16 protein-coding genes are annotated in these 14059 nt (G+C 53.2%); 8 read left to right on the forward strand and 8 right to left on the reverse strand.

The features are described from left to right. Positions 1 to 3 precede the first annotated feature (3 nt). Positions 4 to 894, reverse strand: a complete 891-nt coding sequence (gene yihU, locus OGW44_RS00205) for a sulfolactaldehyde 3-reductase (RefSeq protein ID WP_019077940.1) — start codon at positions 892 to 894, stop codon at positions 4 to 6. 166 nt (positions 895 to 1060) lie between these two features. Between yihU and OGW44_RS00210 the strand changes: the two genes are divergently transcribed. From OGW44_RS00210 to fabY, 6 genes are all read left to right on the forward strand, one after another. Next, positions 1061 to 1957 (forward strand): sugar kinase, encoded by an 897-nt coding sequence (locus OGW44_RS00210; protein ID WP_019077939.1) that lies wholly within the window; start codon positions 1061 to 1063, stop codon positions 1955 to 1957. Positions 1958 to 1990: 33 nt separating this feature from the next. After that, on the forward strand, positions 1991 to 2794 hold the full coding sequence (locus tag OGW44_RS00215) for a DeoR/GlpR family DNA-binding transcription regulator (protein ID WP_016155173.1): 804 nt from the start codon (positions 1991 to 1993) through the stop codon (positions 2792 to 2794). Between the two features lie 104 nt (positions 2795 to 2898). After that, on the forward strand, positions 2899 to 3498 hold the full coding sequence (yihX, locus tag OGW44_RS00220; RefSeq protein WP_016155174.1) for a glucose-1-phosphatase: 600 nt from the start codon (positions 2899 to 2901) through the stop codon (positions 3496 to 3498). Further along, a complete protein-coding gene (locus OGW44_RS00225) occupies positions 3492 to 4364 on the forward strand; it encodes a virulence factor BrkB family protein (RefSeq protein WP_019077938.1) in 873 nt (290 codons plus the stop codon). The genes yihX and OGW44_RS00225 overlap by 7 nt, the downstream gene beginning before the upstream one ends. After that, positions 4361 to 4798, forward strand: coding sequence for a D-aminoacyl-tRNA deacylase (gene dtd, locus OGW44_RS00230; protein WP_016157874.1), 438 nt, complete (start codon positions 4361 to 4363; stop codon positions 4796 to 4798). Before OGW44_RS00225 ends, dtd begins: the two co-directional genes overlap by 4 nt. Before the next feature lie 44 nt (positions 4799 to 4842). Then, positions 4843 to 5784 (forward strand): fatty acid biosynthesis protein FabY, encoded by a 942-nt coding sequence (gene fabY, locus OGW44_RS00235; protein ID WP_185655065.1) that lies wholly within the window; start codon positions 4843 to 4845, stop codon positions 5782 to 5784. Positions 5785 to 5801: 17 nt separating this feature from the next. Here the strand turns inward: fabY and OGW44_RS00240 are convergent, their stop codons facing one another. The 3 genes from OGW44_RS00240 to OGW44_RS00250 all read right to left on the reverse strand — a co-directional run bounded on the left by OGW44_RS00240 (position 5802) and on the right by OGW44_RS00250 (position 7576). Next, positions 5802 to 6254: a helix-turn-helix domain-containing protein gene (locus tag OGW44_RS00240; RefSeq protein WP_104651900.1), complete on the reverse strand. Its 453-nt coding sequence runs from the start codon at positions 6252 to 6254 to the stop codon at positions 5802 to 5804. Beyond that, positions 6251 to 6562 (reverse strand): type II toxin-antitoxin system HigB family toxin, encoded by a 312-nt coding sequence (locus tag OGW44_RS00245; RefSeq protein WP_019077936.1) that lies wholly within the window; start codon positions 6560 to 6562, stop codon positions 6251 to 6253. The genes OGW44_RS00240 and OGW44_RS00245 overlap by 4 nt, the downstream gene beginning before the upstream one ends. Positions 6563 to 6646: 84 nt before the next feature. Further along, positions 6647 to 7576: an alpha/beta hydrolase gene (locus tag OGW44_RS00250; protein WP_185655066.1), complete on the reverse strand. Its 930-nt coding sequence runs from the start codon at positions 7574 to 7576 to the stop codon at positions 6647 to 6649. Positions 7577 to 7781: 205 nt separating this feature from the next. On the opposite strand from OGW44_RS00250, the gene OGW44_RS00255 reads away from it, so the two are divergent. Together OGW44_RS00255 and OGW44_RS00260 are read left to right on the forward strand one after the other, a co-directional pair. Beyond that, positions 7782 to 8024: a ribbon-helix-helix domain-containing protein gene (locus OGW44_RS00255; protein WP_016155181.1), complete on the forward strand. Its 243-nt coding sequence runs from the start codon at positions 7782 to 7784 to the stop codon at positions 8022 to 8024. After that, positions 8024 to 8398, forward strand: coding sequence for a type II toxin-antitoxin system VapC family toxin (locus tag OGW44_RS00260; RefSeq protein ID WP_016155182.1), 375 nt, complete (start codon positions 8024 to 8026; stop codon positions 8396 to 8398). Before OGW44_RS00255 ends, OGW44_RS00260 begins: the two co-directional genes overlap by 1 nt. A 36-nt stretch (positions 8399 to 8434) precedes the next feature. On the opposite strand, the gene fdhE is transcribed toward OGW44_RS00260, so the two are convergent. The 4 genes from fdhE to fdnG are packed head-to-tail and all read right to left on the reverse strand — an operon-like array spanning position 8435 to position 13958. Then, positions 8435 to 9364, reverse strand: coding sequence for a formate dehydrogenase accessory protein FdhE (gene fdhE, locus OGW44_RS00265; protein WP_003028685.1), 930 nt, complete (start codon positions 9362 to 9364; stop codon positions 8435 to 8437). Then, positions 9361 to 9996: a formate dehydrogenase cytochrome b556 subunit gene (gene fdoI / locus OGW44_RS00270; RefSeq protein ID WP_185655067.1), complete on the reverse strand. Its 636-nt coding sequence runs from the start codon at positions 9994 to 9996 to the stop codon at positions 9361 to 9363. The genes fdhE and fdoI overlap by 4 nt, the downstream gene beginning before the upstream one ends. Continuing rightward, the gene (gene fdoH, locus OGW44_RS00275) at positions 9993 to 10895 is read right to left on the reverse strand and encodes a formate dehydrogenase O subunit beta (protein WP_003028691.1); all 903 of its coding nucleotides are present in this window, start codon (positions 10893 to 10895) and stop codon (positions 9993 to 9995) included. The genes fdoI and fdoH overlap by 4 nt, the downstream gene beginning before the upstream one ends. Positions 10896 to 10907: 12 nt before the next feature. After that, positions 10908 to 13958 carry a formate dehydrogenase-N subunit alpha gene (fdnG, locus tag OGW44_RS00280; protein WP_088583081.1) on the reverse strand — a complete coding sequence of 1017 codons (3051 nt, stop codon included), beginning with the start codon at positions 13956 to 13958 and terminating at the stop codon, positions 10908 to 10910. Positions 13959 to 14059: the final 101 nt, after the last annotated feature.

The raw sequence follows: 14059 nt of genomic DNA on the forward strand, positions 1-14059 counted from the left end.
TTATCAAAGTTGGGAATTCAGTCCGGCAGATGCCCGAACCTGCTCGAGTATTGCGGTCCAGTCTTCCCGGCCACGGCCAGCGGCGCGTGCCTGGTTATAGACTTCGCGGGAAGCGGCGCCGAGCGGCATCGGCACGTGCAATTGGTTGGCAACGTCCAGGGCGATGCCAAGATCCTTGTGAGCTAAATCGATCATGAAAGCCGGGGAAAGATCGCCTTTCAGCACTTTGTTCGGCCAGGAGGTAGTAAAGTGGCCTTTTCCGGCGGGGGTGCCGCTCATGACTTGCAAAGCCACATCGAAGGAGAGACCAAGTGCCTCGCACAACACGGCGGCTTCGGCAGAGAGGGCGTTTAGCGCGATACTCATGTAGTTGTTGATGAGCTTCACGCGGATCCCCATGCCGGGACCACCTGCATTGATCAATTCATTACCCATCGCCATCAGAAACGGTGTGGCGCGTTCTACCTGCTCTGCCGTTCCACCTGCCAGCAGCAACAGCGTTCCCGCTATGGCGTGATCGGAGGTGCGTCCAACCGGGCAATCCATCATATCGAAGCCTTTGGCACGCATATCGGCGATGAGTTTATCGGTTTGCAGTGGGTGAATAGTCGACATATCAATTACTAACGCCTGCTGTGAGAGGCTTTCGCAAATACCCTGCTCGCCGAACAATACGCTGCGCACCAGATCGCCGTTTGGCAGCATGGTGATGACAAATTCTGCACCTTTTGCTGCCTGAGCCGGGCTACTGGCAGGCTGTGCTCCTTTTTCCACCAGGCGCTGAACGGCATCCGGGTTAACGTCAAAGACGCTGAGTTGATGACCCTGCTTCAGCAAGTTGCTCGCCATGGGTGAACCCATCTGACCTAATCCGATAAATGCTATAACTGCCATAACGTTCTCCTGAGACGTGGATGTCATTTTTTGTCATTTAAGGTCGTTTGTTTCTGTCTGTTTTTGATCGTATTTGTAATTTATGGTCAAAAAATTGACAGCCGTCACTTTTTAAACATTTTGTGAAATTAAAATGATCCCATCTTGAAACGCCTAAGGAACGACCATGATTCGTATTGCTTGTGTAGGTATTGCCGTGATGGATCGCATCTATTACGTGGAAGGTTTACCGACTGAAGGAGGTAAGTATGTGGCGAAGCGTTATACGGAAGTGGGCGGCGGGCCTGCTGCAACGGCCGCAGTGGCTGCAGCGAAGCTGGGCGCTAAGGTGGACTTTATTGGCCGTGTGGGCGATGACGACACCGGAAATAGCTTGCTGGCGGAGCTGGAGTCCCTGGGGGTAAATACCCGCTATTCCCGGCGCTACGCGGGGGCGAAGTCTTCACAATCGGCAATTATGGTTGATGCGCAAGGGGAACGGATTATCGTTAACTATCCCAGCCCGGATTTACTGCATGATGCTGACTGGCTCAATGAGATCGATTTTACCCAGTGGGATGTGGTGTTGGCGGATGTTCGCTGGCACGAAGGGGCCAGGCAGGCGTTCACATTGGCACGTCGGGCGGGAGTGATGACGGTACTGGATGGTGACGTAACGCCACAAGATATCCGCGAGCTGGTGGCGTTAAGCGATCATGCTGCGTTTTCTGAACCCGGTCTGGCGCGTTTAACCGGGATAAACGATCCTGAAGCCGGACTGAAACAAGCACAAACGCTCACAAATGGTCACGTGTATGTAACGCGGGGCAGTGCAGGCTGCGACTGGATAAAAAATAATACGTTGCAGCATCAATCTGGATTTAAAGTCGACGTTGTTGACACTACGGGGGCGGGGGATGTTTTCCATGGTGCGCTCGCGTTTAGCCTGGCCGGTGGCGACCTCCCGGAAGAGGCCGTCAGGTTCGCCAGCGGGGTTGCTGCGCTAAAATGTACGCGTCCGGGAGGAAGGGCCGGAATCCCTGACTGTGATCAAACCCGATCTTTTCTGTCACTTTTTGTATAAAATGCCAGGGCAATGGTTTTTCGAGGAAATTTCATGAGTCTTACCGAACTGACCGGTAACCCGCGACACGATCAACTGCTTATGCTGATTAGCGAGCGCGGTTATATGAATATCGACGAGCTGGCCAGCCTGCTGGACGTGTCCACGCAGACCGTGCGTCGTGATATTCGTAAACTCAGCGAGCAGGGATTAATTACGCGTCATCATGGTGGCGCGGGTAGAGCCTCCAGCGTGGTGAATACGGCGTTTGAGCAGCGTGAAGTCTCCTGGACGGAGGAGAAAAAAGCCATCGCGGAAGCGGTGGCGGACTACATTCCCGATGGGTCAACGGTGTTTATTACCATTGGCACCACCGTTGAGCAGGTGGCCCGCTCGCTGTTAAACCATAATCATTTGCGCATTATCACCAACAGTCTGCGCGTGGCGCACATTCTTTATAACAATCCACGTTTTGAAGTCATGGTGCCGGGGGGAACGTTACGCCCGCACAACAGTGGCATCATTGGTCCTTCTGCCTCGGCATTTGTCGCTGATTTTAGGGCCGACTACCTGGTAACCAGCGTTGGCGCGATCGAAAGTGATGGCGCGCTGCTGGAGTTTGATGTCAATGAAGCCAGCGTAGTGAAAACGATGATGTCGCACTCAAGACACATTCTGCTGGCAGCGGATCATACGAAATATACGGCTTCTGCCGCGGTAGAAATTGGTAACGTCTCTCAGGTGACCGCGCTGTTTACCGATGAATACCCGGGTCCCGCATTGCATAATTTACTCCAGTCACAACAGGTTGAAATTGTGCAGGTGAGTCCTTCACAAGATGATGCTTTGGCCGTGTAATTCCTCAGATGATGGCTCGATAAGTTCGAAGCCATCACTCTCACATAGTCAAACTTCTCCTTTCCCGCTACAGTTATTCATCCACGGCGAATAAGGAGAAGGGCATGCTCTATATCTTTGATTTAGGTAATGTGATTGTCGATATCGACTTCAACCGCGTGTTGGGCACATGGAGCGATCTGAGCCGTGTACCGCTGGCCTCGCTGAAGCAAAGTTTCACCATGGGGGAGGCTTTTCACCAGCACGAGCGAGGTGAAATAACGGATGAAGCCTTTGCCGAGGCGCTATGTCATGACATGGCGCTGCCGCTAAGTTACGAGCAGTTCTCTCACGGCTGGCAGGCCGTTTTTGTGGCATTGCGCCCTGAAGTCATCGACATCATGCATAAGCTGCGTGAGCAGGGGCATCGGGTGGTCGTCTTGTCGAATACTAACCGTCTGCACACAACATTTTGGCCGGATGAATATCCTGAAATTCGTCAGGCTGCTGACCATATTTATCTTTCCCAGGATCTGGGCATGCGAAAACCGGAAGCGCGGATTTACCAGCATGTCCTGCAGTCTGAAGGTTTTTCTGCGGAAGATGCGGTCTTTTTTGACGACAACGCCGATAATATTGAAGGAGCTAACCGGTTAGGGATTACCAGTATCCAGGTCGTCGATAAAACGACCATTCCTGACTATTTCGCGAAGTTGTTATGTTAAAAAATGTTCAGCAACAAGCCAGGCACCATACGCGTCCTGTACGGGCCTGGCTGAAGCTACTATGGCAGCGGATTGATGAGGACAACATGACGACGCTGGCAGGGAATCTTGCCTACGTTTCACTGCTCTCATTAGTGCCGCTTATTGCCGTTGTGTTTGCTCTTTTCGCCGCATTTCCGATGTTTTCCGACGTCAGTGCCCAGCTACGTCATTTTATTTTTGCAAACTTTATCCCGGCGACGGGAGACGTCATCCAGCGTTATATCGAACAGTTTGTCGCCAACTCGAACAAAATGACGGCCGTTGGGGCATGTGGGCTGATTGTCACGGCGTTATTGCTGATGTATGCCATTGATAACGCTCTGAATACTATCTGGCGCAGTAAGCGCACTCGTCCCAAAGTTTACTCTTTCGCCGTTTACTGGATGATTTTAACGCTGGGGCCGCTGCTGGCGGGGGCCAGTCTGGCGATCAGCTCTTATTTGTTGTCATTGCGCTGGGCCAGCGATCTCAACTCGGTGATTGATGACGTCTTGCGTATTTTCCCTCTGGTGCTTTCCTGGCTCTCGTTCTGGCTGCTTTACAGCATTGTGCCAACTACGCGTGTGCCCAATCGTGATGCTGTTATTGGCGCCTTTGTGGCCGCCGTGTTGTTCGAGGCCGGAAAGAAAGGATTTGCACTCTACATCACGATGTTCCCGTCGTATCAGCTCATTTACGGTGTCCTGGCGGTGATCCCCATTTTATTTGTCTGGGTATACTGGACGTGGTGTATCGTCTTGCTTGGTGCAGAAATAACTGTCACTCTCGGGGAATACCGCAAACTTAAACAAGCCGCAGAACAAGAAGAAGCAGATCAACCATGATTGCATTAATTCAGCGCGTAACCCGTGCCAGCGTCACCGTGGAGGGCGAGGTGACGGGTGAAATTGGCCCAGGACTTTTGGTCTTGTTAGGTGTCGAAAGGGATGATGACGAACAGAAAGCGAACCGTCTGTGCGAGCGCGTACTCGGCTATCGAATCTTTAGCGATGCCGAAGGAAAAATGAACCTCAACGTGCAGCAATCAGGTGGCAGTGTGCTGGTGGTTTCACAGTTCACGCTGGCGGCAGATACCGAACGTGGTATGCGCCCGGGGTTTTCGAAAGGCGCTTCGCCCGAGCGGGCAGAAGCGCTGTATGAATACTTTGTTGAGCGTTGCCGCCAACAGGAAATGAATACGCAAACCGGTCGATTCGCTGCGGATATGCAGGTTTCACTGGTTAATGATGGCCCCGTGACGTTCTGGTTACAAGTATGAACCAGCTACCGGTGTGGCCGCGGGCAACAAGAGAGAATACGACTATGTATCACCTTCGAGTACCGCAAACAGAAGAAGAGTTGGACCGTTACTACCAGTTTCGCTGGGAGATGTTGCGTAAACCGTTGCACCAGCCCAAAGGCTCCGAACGGGATGCCTGGGACGCGATGGCGCATCACCAGATGGTGGTGGACGAAGAGGGAAATCTGGTCGCGGTTGGGCGTTTGTATATCAATGCGGATAACGAAGCCTCCATACGTTTTATGGCCGTTGACCCCTCTGTGCAGGAGAAAGGGTTGGGCACGCTGATGGCGATGACCCTGGAGTCTGTGGCGCGTCAGGAAGGGGTAAAACGCGTAACCTGTAGCGCCCGTGAAGATGCGGTTGAATTTTTCGCCAAACTGGGGTTTGTGAGTCAGGGCGAAATTACCACGCCGCAAACCACGCCGGTGCGCCATTTTTTGATGATTAAACCCATCGCAACGCTGGACGACATTCTCCATCGCGGGGACTGGTGCGGACAGCTACAGCAAGCCTGGTACGAACATATTCCATTGAGTGAGAAAATGGGCGTGCGCATTCAGCAGTACACCGGGCAGAAATTTATTACGACGATGCCAGAGACAGGCAATCAGAACCCGCACCATACGCTGTTTGCCGGAAGCCTGTTTTCACTGGCGACGTTAACGGGCTGGGGGCTTATCTGGCTGATGCTGCGCGAGCGTCATCTGGGGGGGACGATAATCCTCGCCGACGCGCATATCCGATATAGCAGGCCAATTACCGGGAAACCTACCGCTATTGCCGATCTGGGCTCGCTGAGCGGTGACCTGGACCGTCTGGCAAGAGGCCGTAAGGCGCGCGTTCAGATGCAGGTCGGGGTGTTTGGCGATGACACGCCGGGCGTCGTGTTTGAAGGTACCTACATTGTGCTACCCGCGAAACCGTTTGGCGCATATGAAGAGGGCGGGAATGAGGAAGAGTAGGTCAGAGGGGATCCTCTTTACTCGATGAATGCGTCTGCCGGAAGGTTAAAGCGTTCTGCGAGCATTTTAATATGACTTACAGTCAGTGCTCTGCGACCATTCAAGATGTTGCTGACATTGGATTTTGAACCAAGTTCGTTGGCAAGATCTGCTGCTTTGAGACCATATTGATCCATGAGCGTACGCAGTAACGTAACGCCATGAGGAGTATGTTCCAGTTGTTGGTTGAGGGCACTGAACTCAGGCGCATGTTTTTCGTAGTCGCGGATCCGAGCTGAAAGCAGCTCAAACAACGGGTTTTCCAGGTCGTCACGATCAACCAGAAACTCCACCAAAGCGAGTGCTTTTCGGTACTCTGTCTCATTTTGTTCTTTGCCTAACAGGGGGATTTTTTTCACTGCATCGGTAAAGGTATCGATCATCAATTTTACACTGGCTGTGTCTATCTGATGGCTTTCATGCGTTCTCATTCTTTGTGACCCCGATAGTATGTGGTTAGTCTGTCATACTCGGCATGGTGAACGATATGCTTCACAAATACCTTTTGCAGTTTGAAATCAATATAGGCAATAAGTCTCAAGCAGTTACCTGAAACATTAATCACCCACCATTTATTTCTGTATTTAAAATTATCCAGTGAAGGTATGTACTGCTTCATCTCTTCAGGAGTGTGGAACATTTTTTTCTCTAAAATATTCAGCAAATCAACGAGTGCTGCCATGTGGTTTGGAAAACGGAGTATTGCCTCGTTGAAAGGTTTTCGGCTGATAACATGCATGGTGTAGTTCCATTACAAGGTTTTCAACCTGAAAACAAAATAACGCAAGGCAATTAAGTTTTCAAGATGAAAACAAAAGATTAATCAAGCATGTCTTCCTGCTATAGGATTAACGACGCGCCAGGCCACATCTCGCATAACATTTCGTGCCGCCTGGCTCACTCCTGCCAACTGGAAAAATCCGTGGATAACGCCAAGATAGCGTTGGCAGGTACACTCCACGCCCTGTTCCTGGAACCGTTGATACAGGGCCTCACCCTCATCGCGCAGTGGGTCGAATTCGGCTGTAATGATGTGCGTGGGCGGCAGACCGTTGAAGTCTTCACGCCAGACAGGGCTGGCTTCGGGATGCCGCAGGTCGGTTTGCGGCAAATACATCTCGTAGCCCGAAAGCAACGTGTCACGTGTGATAATGTAATCCTGCCCATTTCGGTCGTAGCTCTCAAACCTGGCGGTTGCGTCCAGCATTGGGTAAATCAGCATTAGCTGCGCAGGTTGCCATTGATTGGCAGCTTTTAGGCGAAGTGCAGTGACCAGCGCCAGATGCCCGCCCGCACTGTCGCCAGCAAGCGTAATCCTGCCGCGGTCGACACCCAGTTTCTGGGCATACTTCCAGATAATATTGGCTCCCGTTTCAGCGTCGTTATGTGCAGCCGGGAAAGTATGCTCTGGTGCGAGGCGATAATGCACCGCAATGACTCGACAGCCGCTGTACCAGGCGAGCTGCCTTAGCTGGTTATCATGCGTCGCGAATCCGCCACTGACAAAGCAGCCACCGTGATAATAGATAACGCAGGGGAGATTTCCCGTGGCGTCCCGCGGCGAAACAACACGAAATGTCATTGCATCGAGTTCAATATCTTCAACCTGTACGCGGGTTTCAGTTTCTCCTGCCAGTACCGTGCTGGCAATGTAGCATGCTCTCCGGTCATCAATATTTTGCTCGCGCGAAGAAGGGCGTCCCGCCGCGATAAATGCCTCAACCAGCTGTGCAATCCCGCTTTCCAGTGCCATTTATTATTTTCCTTATCTGTATGGATATACAGTTTTATAACCTGGATAACCACGAATGAGAATGGGAAAAGTGGCGGGGTGTACGATTCTGGAAAGCGGCTCGCAAAAGTAAAAATCGTTCGCGTGAAGGCTATTTTCTCGCTTTTCTCGGGTGTATGTTGTGTGGAAATTAATCGCCAATGATATACTGGAGGTATATGTGAGTATGATGGCTGGGATGGATATGGGCAGAATTTTACTCGATTTATCAGACGAAGTGATCAAACGTCTTGATGATCTCAAGGTGCAGCGTAATCTGCCGCGGGCCGAGCTTTTGCGGGAGGCTGTTGAACAGTATCTTGAGAGGCAGGATCAAGCTGAAACGACAATTTCACGTGCTCTTGGGCTATGGCAAGGTTGTGAGGAAGATGGCGTTGATTATCAGCGTAAACTCCGTGAGGAATGGTAATGGTCACAGGATCTGCGCTTTTTGATACCAACATCCTCATCGACCTGTTTAGCGGGCGAAGTGAAGCAAAACTAGCGATAGAAACATGGCCGCCGCAGAACGCAATCAGCCTCATTACATGGATGGAGTTGATGGTGGGCGCAAAAAAATATCATCAGGAATCTCGCACACGCGTTGCGCTAGGCGCTTTTAATGTGATCGGTGTTTCACAGGATATTGCTGAACGAAGCGTGAGTATCAGGCAGGAATATGGGATGAAATTGCCGGATGCCATCATTTTGGCCACTGCGCAGATTCATCGTCTTACACTGGTTACGCGTAATACCAGGGATTTTGCAGGCATATCCGGCGTGGTCACACCGTATACGTTATAACCCGGGCGACCTGCGCCGCCCGGTAGTGCGAAGAACTTACTCCCCTTCACCCGGGAACAGGAACGGGTTGATGGAGCTGCGGGCAAAGCCCTCTTGCTCCATGTGTGCGTCCAGCATCAGTGAAGCGAGATCGTCGGCTACGGCCTCGACTTTCGGGTCTTTTTCCTGATAGAGAATCTTCAGGTAAGTCCCGCAATCGCCGCAGCTTTCAGCTTTAATGGCCGCCTGTTCGTTATCTAACGACCAGTAGTTCAAATCACGGCTCTGCTCGCAGTTGCTGCACTTCACGCGCACCACGTGCCACTCGGTTTCGCACAGGTTGCAGTGCAAATAGCGCAGCCCCTGAGTGGTACCGATTTGCACCATGCTGGAGACCGGCATTGAACCACACACCGGGCAGTACTGACGCTGTTCGCCGTATTCCGCACGGGCTTTGCCGGGAATCAGGCTCGCCATCTGCGCCCAGTAGAGCGACAGGGCAGCCCAAATGAACGGTGCTTTGTCGCTGCTGACGGAGGCGAAATCGGAGGCAAACAGCGCGCTGGCCATCAGTTCCAGCTCCTGCTCCGAGGCTTTTTCCAGATTCTCGATCACGGCCAGCGCAGGGCCGCTCATTTCCGGCTTCAGCTCAGCAATTAGCGATTGCAGCAGTTTTTGCCAGTGCTTGTCGCGTGGCAGAACGTGGATATCCAGTGGCGGTTTGCCCTGATCGTTCGCTTCTTTGATGCGAGCGGTCAGATCCATCTGCAGCGGATGGTCGTACAACACCACTTCCTGCGCGTGAGCGATCAGCGCGGCAAAACGCAGGTAATCACCCAGTGGGTTGTTCTCGGCCAGCTCGCGCAGACGTTCAGCGCGGCGGTTATACAAATTTTTGAGTCTGGGGAATAATAACGGCGGAATCATATCCGCCGTGCGTTTCTCGCTCTTCTCCAGCTCATCTTGCGGGATTATGCGAATACTCATTCAGATGACTTTTCCTGTTTCTGGCGGACTTCACGGTACCAGCGCGGGTGATGTTTCTTCGCCCATGAGCTGGTAACCCATCCTTCCACCATCGCGGTAATGGTGCCTTTCACCCAAAGGGCGGCGTAAATGTGCACCATGATAACCACAATTAACGCTACTGCGGCAAATGAATGCAGCATTAACGCGAATCGGATCACCGGGATTGAGAAAGCAGGCGCAAAATACGGACGCCAGATGACCACTCCGCTCACCAGCAACAGGACCAGGAAGATAATCGCCGCCCAGAATACGCATTTCTGGCCGAAGTTATAACGTCCAGTGTCACCTACTTCCTCGTTGACGACAATCTTACGAATATTCTTCGCCCAAAAGATATCATCCCGATTGATTAGATTGTAGTGCCAGTAACGGAAAAACATGATGATAAACGAGGCAAACATGATCACGCCGACAAACGGGTGCACAATTCGCGCCAGTTGCGGCGTGCCCATGATGTGCATCAGCCAGTTAAACGACGGGAAGAGAAAACCCATCCCGCTCACTGCCGCCAGAATGAAGCAGAAGGCGGTGATCCAGTGGTTGATGCGTTCCGGCGCCGTGTAGCGCACGATGGTGTCACGTCGTTTCATTTGCGCACCTCGTCTTTTTCTTCATGCAGATTGTCTTCTTCCTCTTCCGCACGGTTCGGGCCTACGCCGACGTAGTGGAAGATACTGGCCGCAAATGTCGCTGCAAAGCCGACGGCTGCGAGAGGTTTCCAGATGCCTTTCCAGAACTTCACGGTGGCGCTGATTTCCGGGTTCTCCGGCAGACCGTGGTACAGATTCGGCTTGTCCGCATGGTGCAATACGTACATCACGTGCGTACCGCCAACGCCTGCCGGATCGTACAGACCCGCGTTTTCGTAACCACGCGTTTTCAGCTCCGCCACGCGCTCACCGGCCAGCGTTTTCATCGACTCTTTAGTGCCGAAATGAATAGCGCCGGTTGGACACGTTTTCACGCAGGCTGGTTCTTGTCCGACCACTACACGGTCAACGCACAGCGTACATTTGTAAACGCGGTTGTCTTCCGGGTTGAGGCGCGGCACGTCGAACGGGCAGCCCGCGATACAGTAGCCACAGCCGATGCACTGCTCGGACTGGAAGTCGACGATACCGTTGGCATACTGAATGATTGCTCCTTCGGCCGGACACGCCTTCAGGCAGCCCGGATCGGCGCAGTGCATACAGCCATCCTTGCGGATTAGCCACTCCAGTTTGTCGTTTTGTTCCACTTCCGAGAAGCGCATTACCGTCCAGGATTTAGCGGTCAAATCAGCCGGGTTGTCGTACACCCCAACGTTGTTGCCCACTTCATCACGGATGTCGTTCCATTCTGAACACGCCACCTGACACGCTTTACAGCCGATACAGGTGGTGACGTCGATAAGCTTCGCCACCTCTTCCTGATGGTCCCGCGCCTGAGGCGCGGGGGTGAAACCGTTAGTGGCGGAACGACGAATGATGTCTTGCGATTGATAAGCCATAGGTCGTCTCCGTTACACCTTTTCCACGTTCACGAGGAAGGACTTAAATTCCGGCGTCTGCGTGTTTGCATCACCGACGAATGGCGTTAACGTGTTAGCGATAAAGCCTTTTTTCGCCACACCTTCGTAGCCCCAGTGAATCGGGATTCCGATAGTGTCGATATCCTGACCGTTGGCCTTCAACGTGCGAATACGTTTAGTCACCACCGCTTTGGCTTTAATGTAGCCACGGTTAGAGGAGACTTTGACGGTATCGCCATGAGAGATACCGAGCTTATTCGCCAGCTTCTCGCCAATTTCCACAAACTGCTCCGGCTGGGCGATAGCGTTAAGCAGCGCATGCTTAGTCCAGTAGTGGAAGTGCTCGGTCAGACGGTAGGTCGTACCGACGTACGGGAACTTATCCGCTTTACCCAGTGCTTCCGCGTCACCTTTAAAGATACGTGCGGCAGGGTTAGAGATAACGTTCGGGTGCAGCGGGTTAGTCCCCAGCGGCGTTTCAAACGGCTCGTAGTGTTCCGGGAACGGACCTTCTGCCATCTTATCGATAGCAAACAGGCGTCCCATCCCTTCCGGCTGCATGATGAACGGCCCAACGTTGCTGCCCGGCGCGGCGGCACTGTAGTCTGGAATATCCATCCCGCTCCATTTCGCCCCGTCCCATTTCAGGATCTGACGTTTTGGATCCCACGGATTCCCCTGCGGGTCAGCGGAGGCGCGGTTATACAGAATGCGGCGGTTGAGCGGCCACGCCCATGCCCAGCCCAGCGTATTGCCAAGGCCTGACGGATCGGCGTTATCGCGACGTGCCATTTGGTTGCCTTCCGGCGTCCAGCTACCGGCAAAAATCCAGCAGCCGCTGGAGGTGGTACCGTCGTCACGCAGTTGGGCGAACGAGCTAAGCTGTTGGCCTTTCTTGACGATAACGGCACCGGTGGCCGGGTCGATAATGTCGGCCAGGGCTTTTCCGTTGCTCTCCATCGCCACTTCTTCCGAAGCCGGTTCGTGTGGGGTGGAGTAGTTCCAGGTCATGCTCAGTACCTGTTCCGGGTTCGCGCCACCCTGCTCGGCATACATCTTGCGCAGACGCAGGAAGATACCGGCGAGGATTTCACCATCGGTAACGGCAATCCCCGGGGCATCCGCACCTTTCCAGTGCCACTGCAGCCAGCGACCGGAGTTGACGATAGAACCGTTCTCTTCGGCGAAGCAGGTGGACGGCAGACGGAATACTTCAGTCTGGATTTTCGACGGGTCAACATCGTTCGACTCACCGTGGTTCTGCCAGAAGGTGGAGGTCTCTGTGTTGAGCGGGTCGATGGTGACCAGGAACTTCAGTTTGGACAGTGAAGCCACAACCTTGTTTTTATTCGGGAATGATGCGACCGGGTTAAAGCCCTGGCAGATATAGCCATTCACTTTGCCCTGGTTCATCATCTCGAAGTACTGCAGGACGTCGTACCCTTTATCCCACTTCGGCAGCCAGTCGAAGCCCCAGCTGTTTTCCGCTGTCGCTTTATCGCCAAAGAAGGCTTTCATCATCGAAACGAAGAATTTCGGGTAGTTGCCCCAGTAGTTCACCTGGCCTTCCAGCAACGGTTTTGGCGTGTTGGCGGCAAGGTAAGTTTGCAGGTCAGTTTGCTTCTCGCTTGGCAGCGTCATGTAGCCCGGCAGGCTTTGTGACAGCAGACCTAAGTCGGTCAGACCCTGAATGTTAGAGTGTCCGCGCAGAGCGTTAACGCCGCCGCCTGCCATCCCCATATTGCCCAGCAGCAACTGGATCATCGCCATGGTACGGATGTTCTGCGCACCAACGGAGTGTTGCGTCCAGCCCAGTGCGTACAGGAACGACGCGGTTTTATCTGGGCGGCTTGTTTCTGCGATGTACTCACAGACCTTCAGGAAGTCGGCCTTTGGCGTACCGCAGATATTTTCTACGACGTCCGGCGTGTAGCGGGAGACGTGCTGTTTCAGCAGGTTCCATACGCAGCGCGGGTGTTGCAGGGTGACATCGCGTTTGGCGAAGCCTTTTTCATCCAGTTCGTAGTTCCAACTGGTTTTGTCATACTTGCGTTTGTCCGCGTCGTAGCCGGTAAACAGGCCATCTTCGAAACCGTAATCCTCACGCACGATCAGGCTGGCGTTGGTATAGGCTTCAGTGTATTCGCGGTTGAATTTTTCGTTGTTCAGCAGGTACAGCAAAACGCCTGACAGGAAAGCAATGTCAGTACCGGAACGAATCGGAGCATAGAAATCAGCCACCGCCGCGGTTCGCGTAAAGCGCGGATCGATAACAATCAGCTTCGCGCCGTTGTGAATTTTGGCTTCCATCGCCCAGCGGAACCCGACCGGGTGAGCTTCAGCGGCGTTACCGCCCATCACCACAACGAGGTTGGCGTTTTTAATGTCGACCCAGTGGTTGGTCATCGCACCGCGACCAAATGTTGGAGCAAGACTTGCTACCGTTGGTCCGTGTCAGACGCGTGCCTGGTTGTCGACCGCGAGCATACCAAGCGCGCGGGAGAATTTTTGTGTTAAATAGCCGGTTTCGTTACTGGAAGCGGAAGCACACAGCATCCCGGTGGAAAGCCAGCGGTTAACGGTTACGCCTTCGGCGTTTTGTGCAACGTAGTTAGCGTCGCGATCTTCTTTCATCAGCTTAGCGATGCGGTCAAATGCCTCATCCCAGCTAATCTGTTGCCACTTATCAGAGCCAGGTGCGCGGTATTCCGGGAATTTCAGGCGGCTTTCAGAGTGGATGAAGTCCACAAGTCCTGCCCCTTTCGGGCACAGTGCGCCACGGTTCACCGGGTGATCCGGGTCCCCTTCGATATGGAAGATGGATGCTTTGGCGTTTTTTGCTCCGTCACCGAGACTGTACATTAACAGTCCACAGCCAACGGAACAGTAAGTGCAGGTGTTACGGGTTTCGCGGGTGCGCAGCAATTTATACTGCCGTGTTTCCGCTAGCGCTACGCCGGGTGCAAAGCCCAGTGCCGCTGCCGTGGTGCCTGCCATACCGCCAGCGCAGATCTTAAAGAACTGCCTTCTGCTGACCTGCATGGTTCGCTCCTTGTTTCGACATTGTCACGTTCCCTTCGTTTTCCTATAACGCGAACGCGAGGGAAGTGGTTGTTATTTTTCTTTGCGGACGGGACCGCAAA

Origin of the sequence: Citrobacter sp. Cb023 (assembly GCF_030336805.1) — a bacterium.
Classification (GTDB): domain Bacteria; phylum Pseudomonadota; class Gammaproteobacteria; order Enterobacterales; family Enterobacteriaceae; genus Citrobacter; species Citrobacter braakii.

Excerpts from the sequence above, each read along its gene's own strand:
- fabY (WP_185655065.1), top strand. The coding sequence starts at position 4,843 with ATGTATCACCTTCGAGTACCGCAAACAGAAGAAGAGTTGGACCGTTAC.
- fdoH (WP_003028691.1), bottom strand. The coding sequence starts at position 10,895 with ATGGCTTATCAATCGCAAGACATCATTCGTCGTTCCGCCACTAACGGT.
- OGW44_RS00210 (WP_019077939.1), top strand. The coding sequence starts at position 1,061 with ATGATTCGTATTGCTTGTGTAGGTATTGCCGTGATGGATCGCATCTAT.
- fdoI (WP_185655067.1), bottom strand. The coding sequence starts at position 9,996 with ATGAAACGACGTGACACCATCGTGCGCTACACGGCGCCGGAACGCATC.
- OGW44_RS00240 (WP_104651900.1), bottom strand. The coding sequence starts at position 6,254 with ATGAGAACGCATGAAAGCCATCAGATAGACACAGCCAGTGTAAAATTG.
- OGW44_RS00250 (WP_185655066.1), bottom strand. The coding sequence starts at position 7,576 with ATGGCACTGGAAAGCGGGATTGCACAGCTGGTTGAGGCATTTATCGCG.
- OGW44_RS00260 (WP_016155182.1), top strand. The coding sequence starts at position 8,024 with ATGGTCACAGGATCTGCGCTTTTTGATACCAACATCCTCATCGACCTG.
- OGW44_RS00255 (WP_016155181.1), top strand. The coding sequence starts at position 7,782 with ATGATGGCTGGGATGGATATGGGCAGAATTTTACTCGATTTATCAGAC.
- dtd (WP_016157874.1), top strand. The coding sequence starts at position 4,361 with ATGATTGCATTAATTCAGCGCGTAACCCGTGCCAGCGTCACCGTGGAG.
- yihU (WP_019077940.1), bottom strand. The coding sequence starts at position 894 with ATGGCAGTTATAGCATTTATCGGATTAGGTCAGATGGGTTCACCCATG.
- OGW44_RS00245 (WP_019077936.1), bottom strand. The coding sequence starts at position 6,562 with ATGCATGTTATCAGCCGAAAACCTTTCAACGAGGCAATACTCCGTTTT.
- fdhE (WP_003028685.1), bottom strand. The coding sequence starts at position 9,364 with ATGAGTATTCGCATAATCCCGCAAGATGAGCTGGAGAAGAGCGAGAAA.
- OGW44_RS00215 (WP_016155173.1), top strand. The coding sequence starts at position 1,991 with ATGAGTCTTACCGAACTGACCGGTAACCCGCGACACGATCAACTGCTT.
- yihX (WP_016155174.1), top strand. The coding sequence starts at position 2,899 with ATGCTCTATATCTTTGATTTAGGTAATGTGATTGTCGATATCGACTTC.
- OGW44_RS00225 (WP_019077938.1), top strand. The coding sequence starts at position 3,492 with ATGTTAAAAAATGTTCAGCAACAAGCCAGGCACCATACGCGTCCTGTA.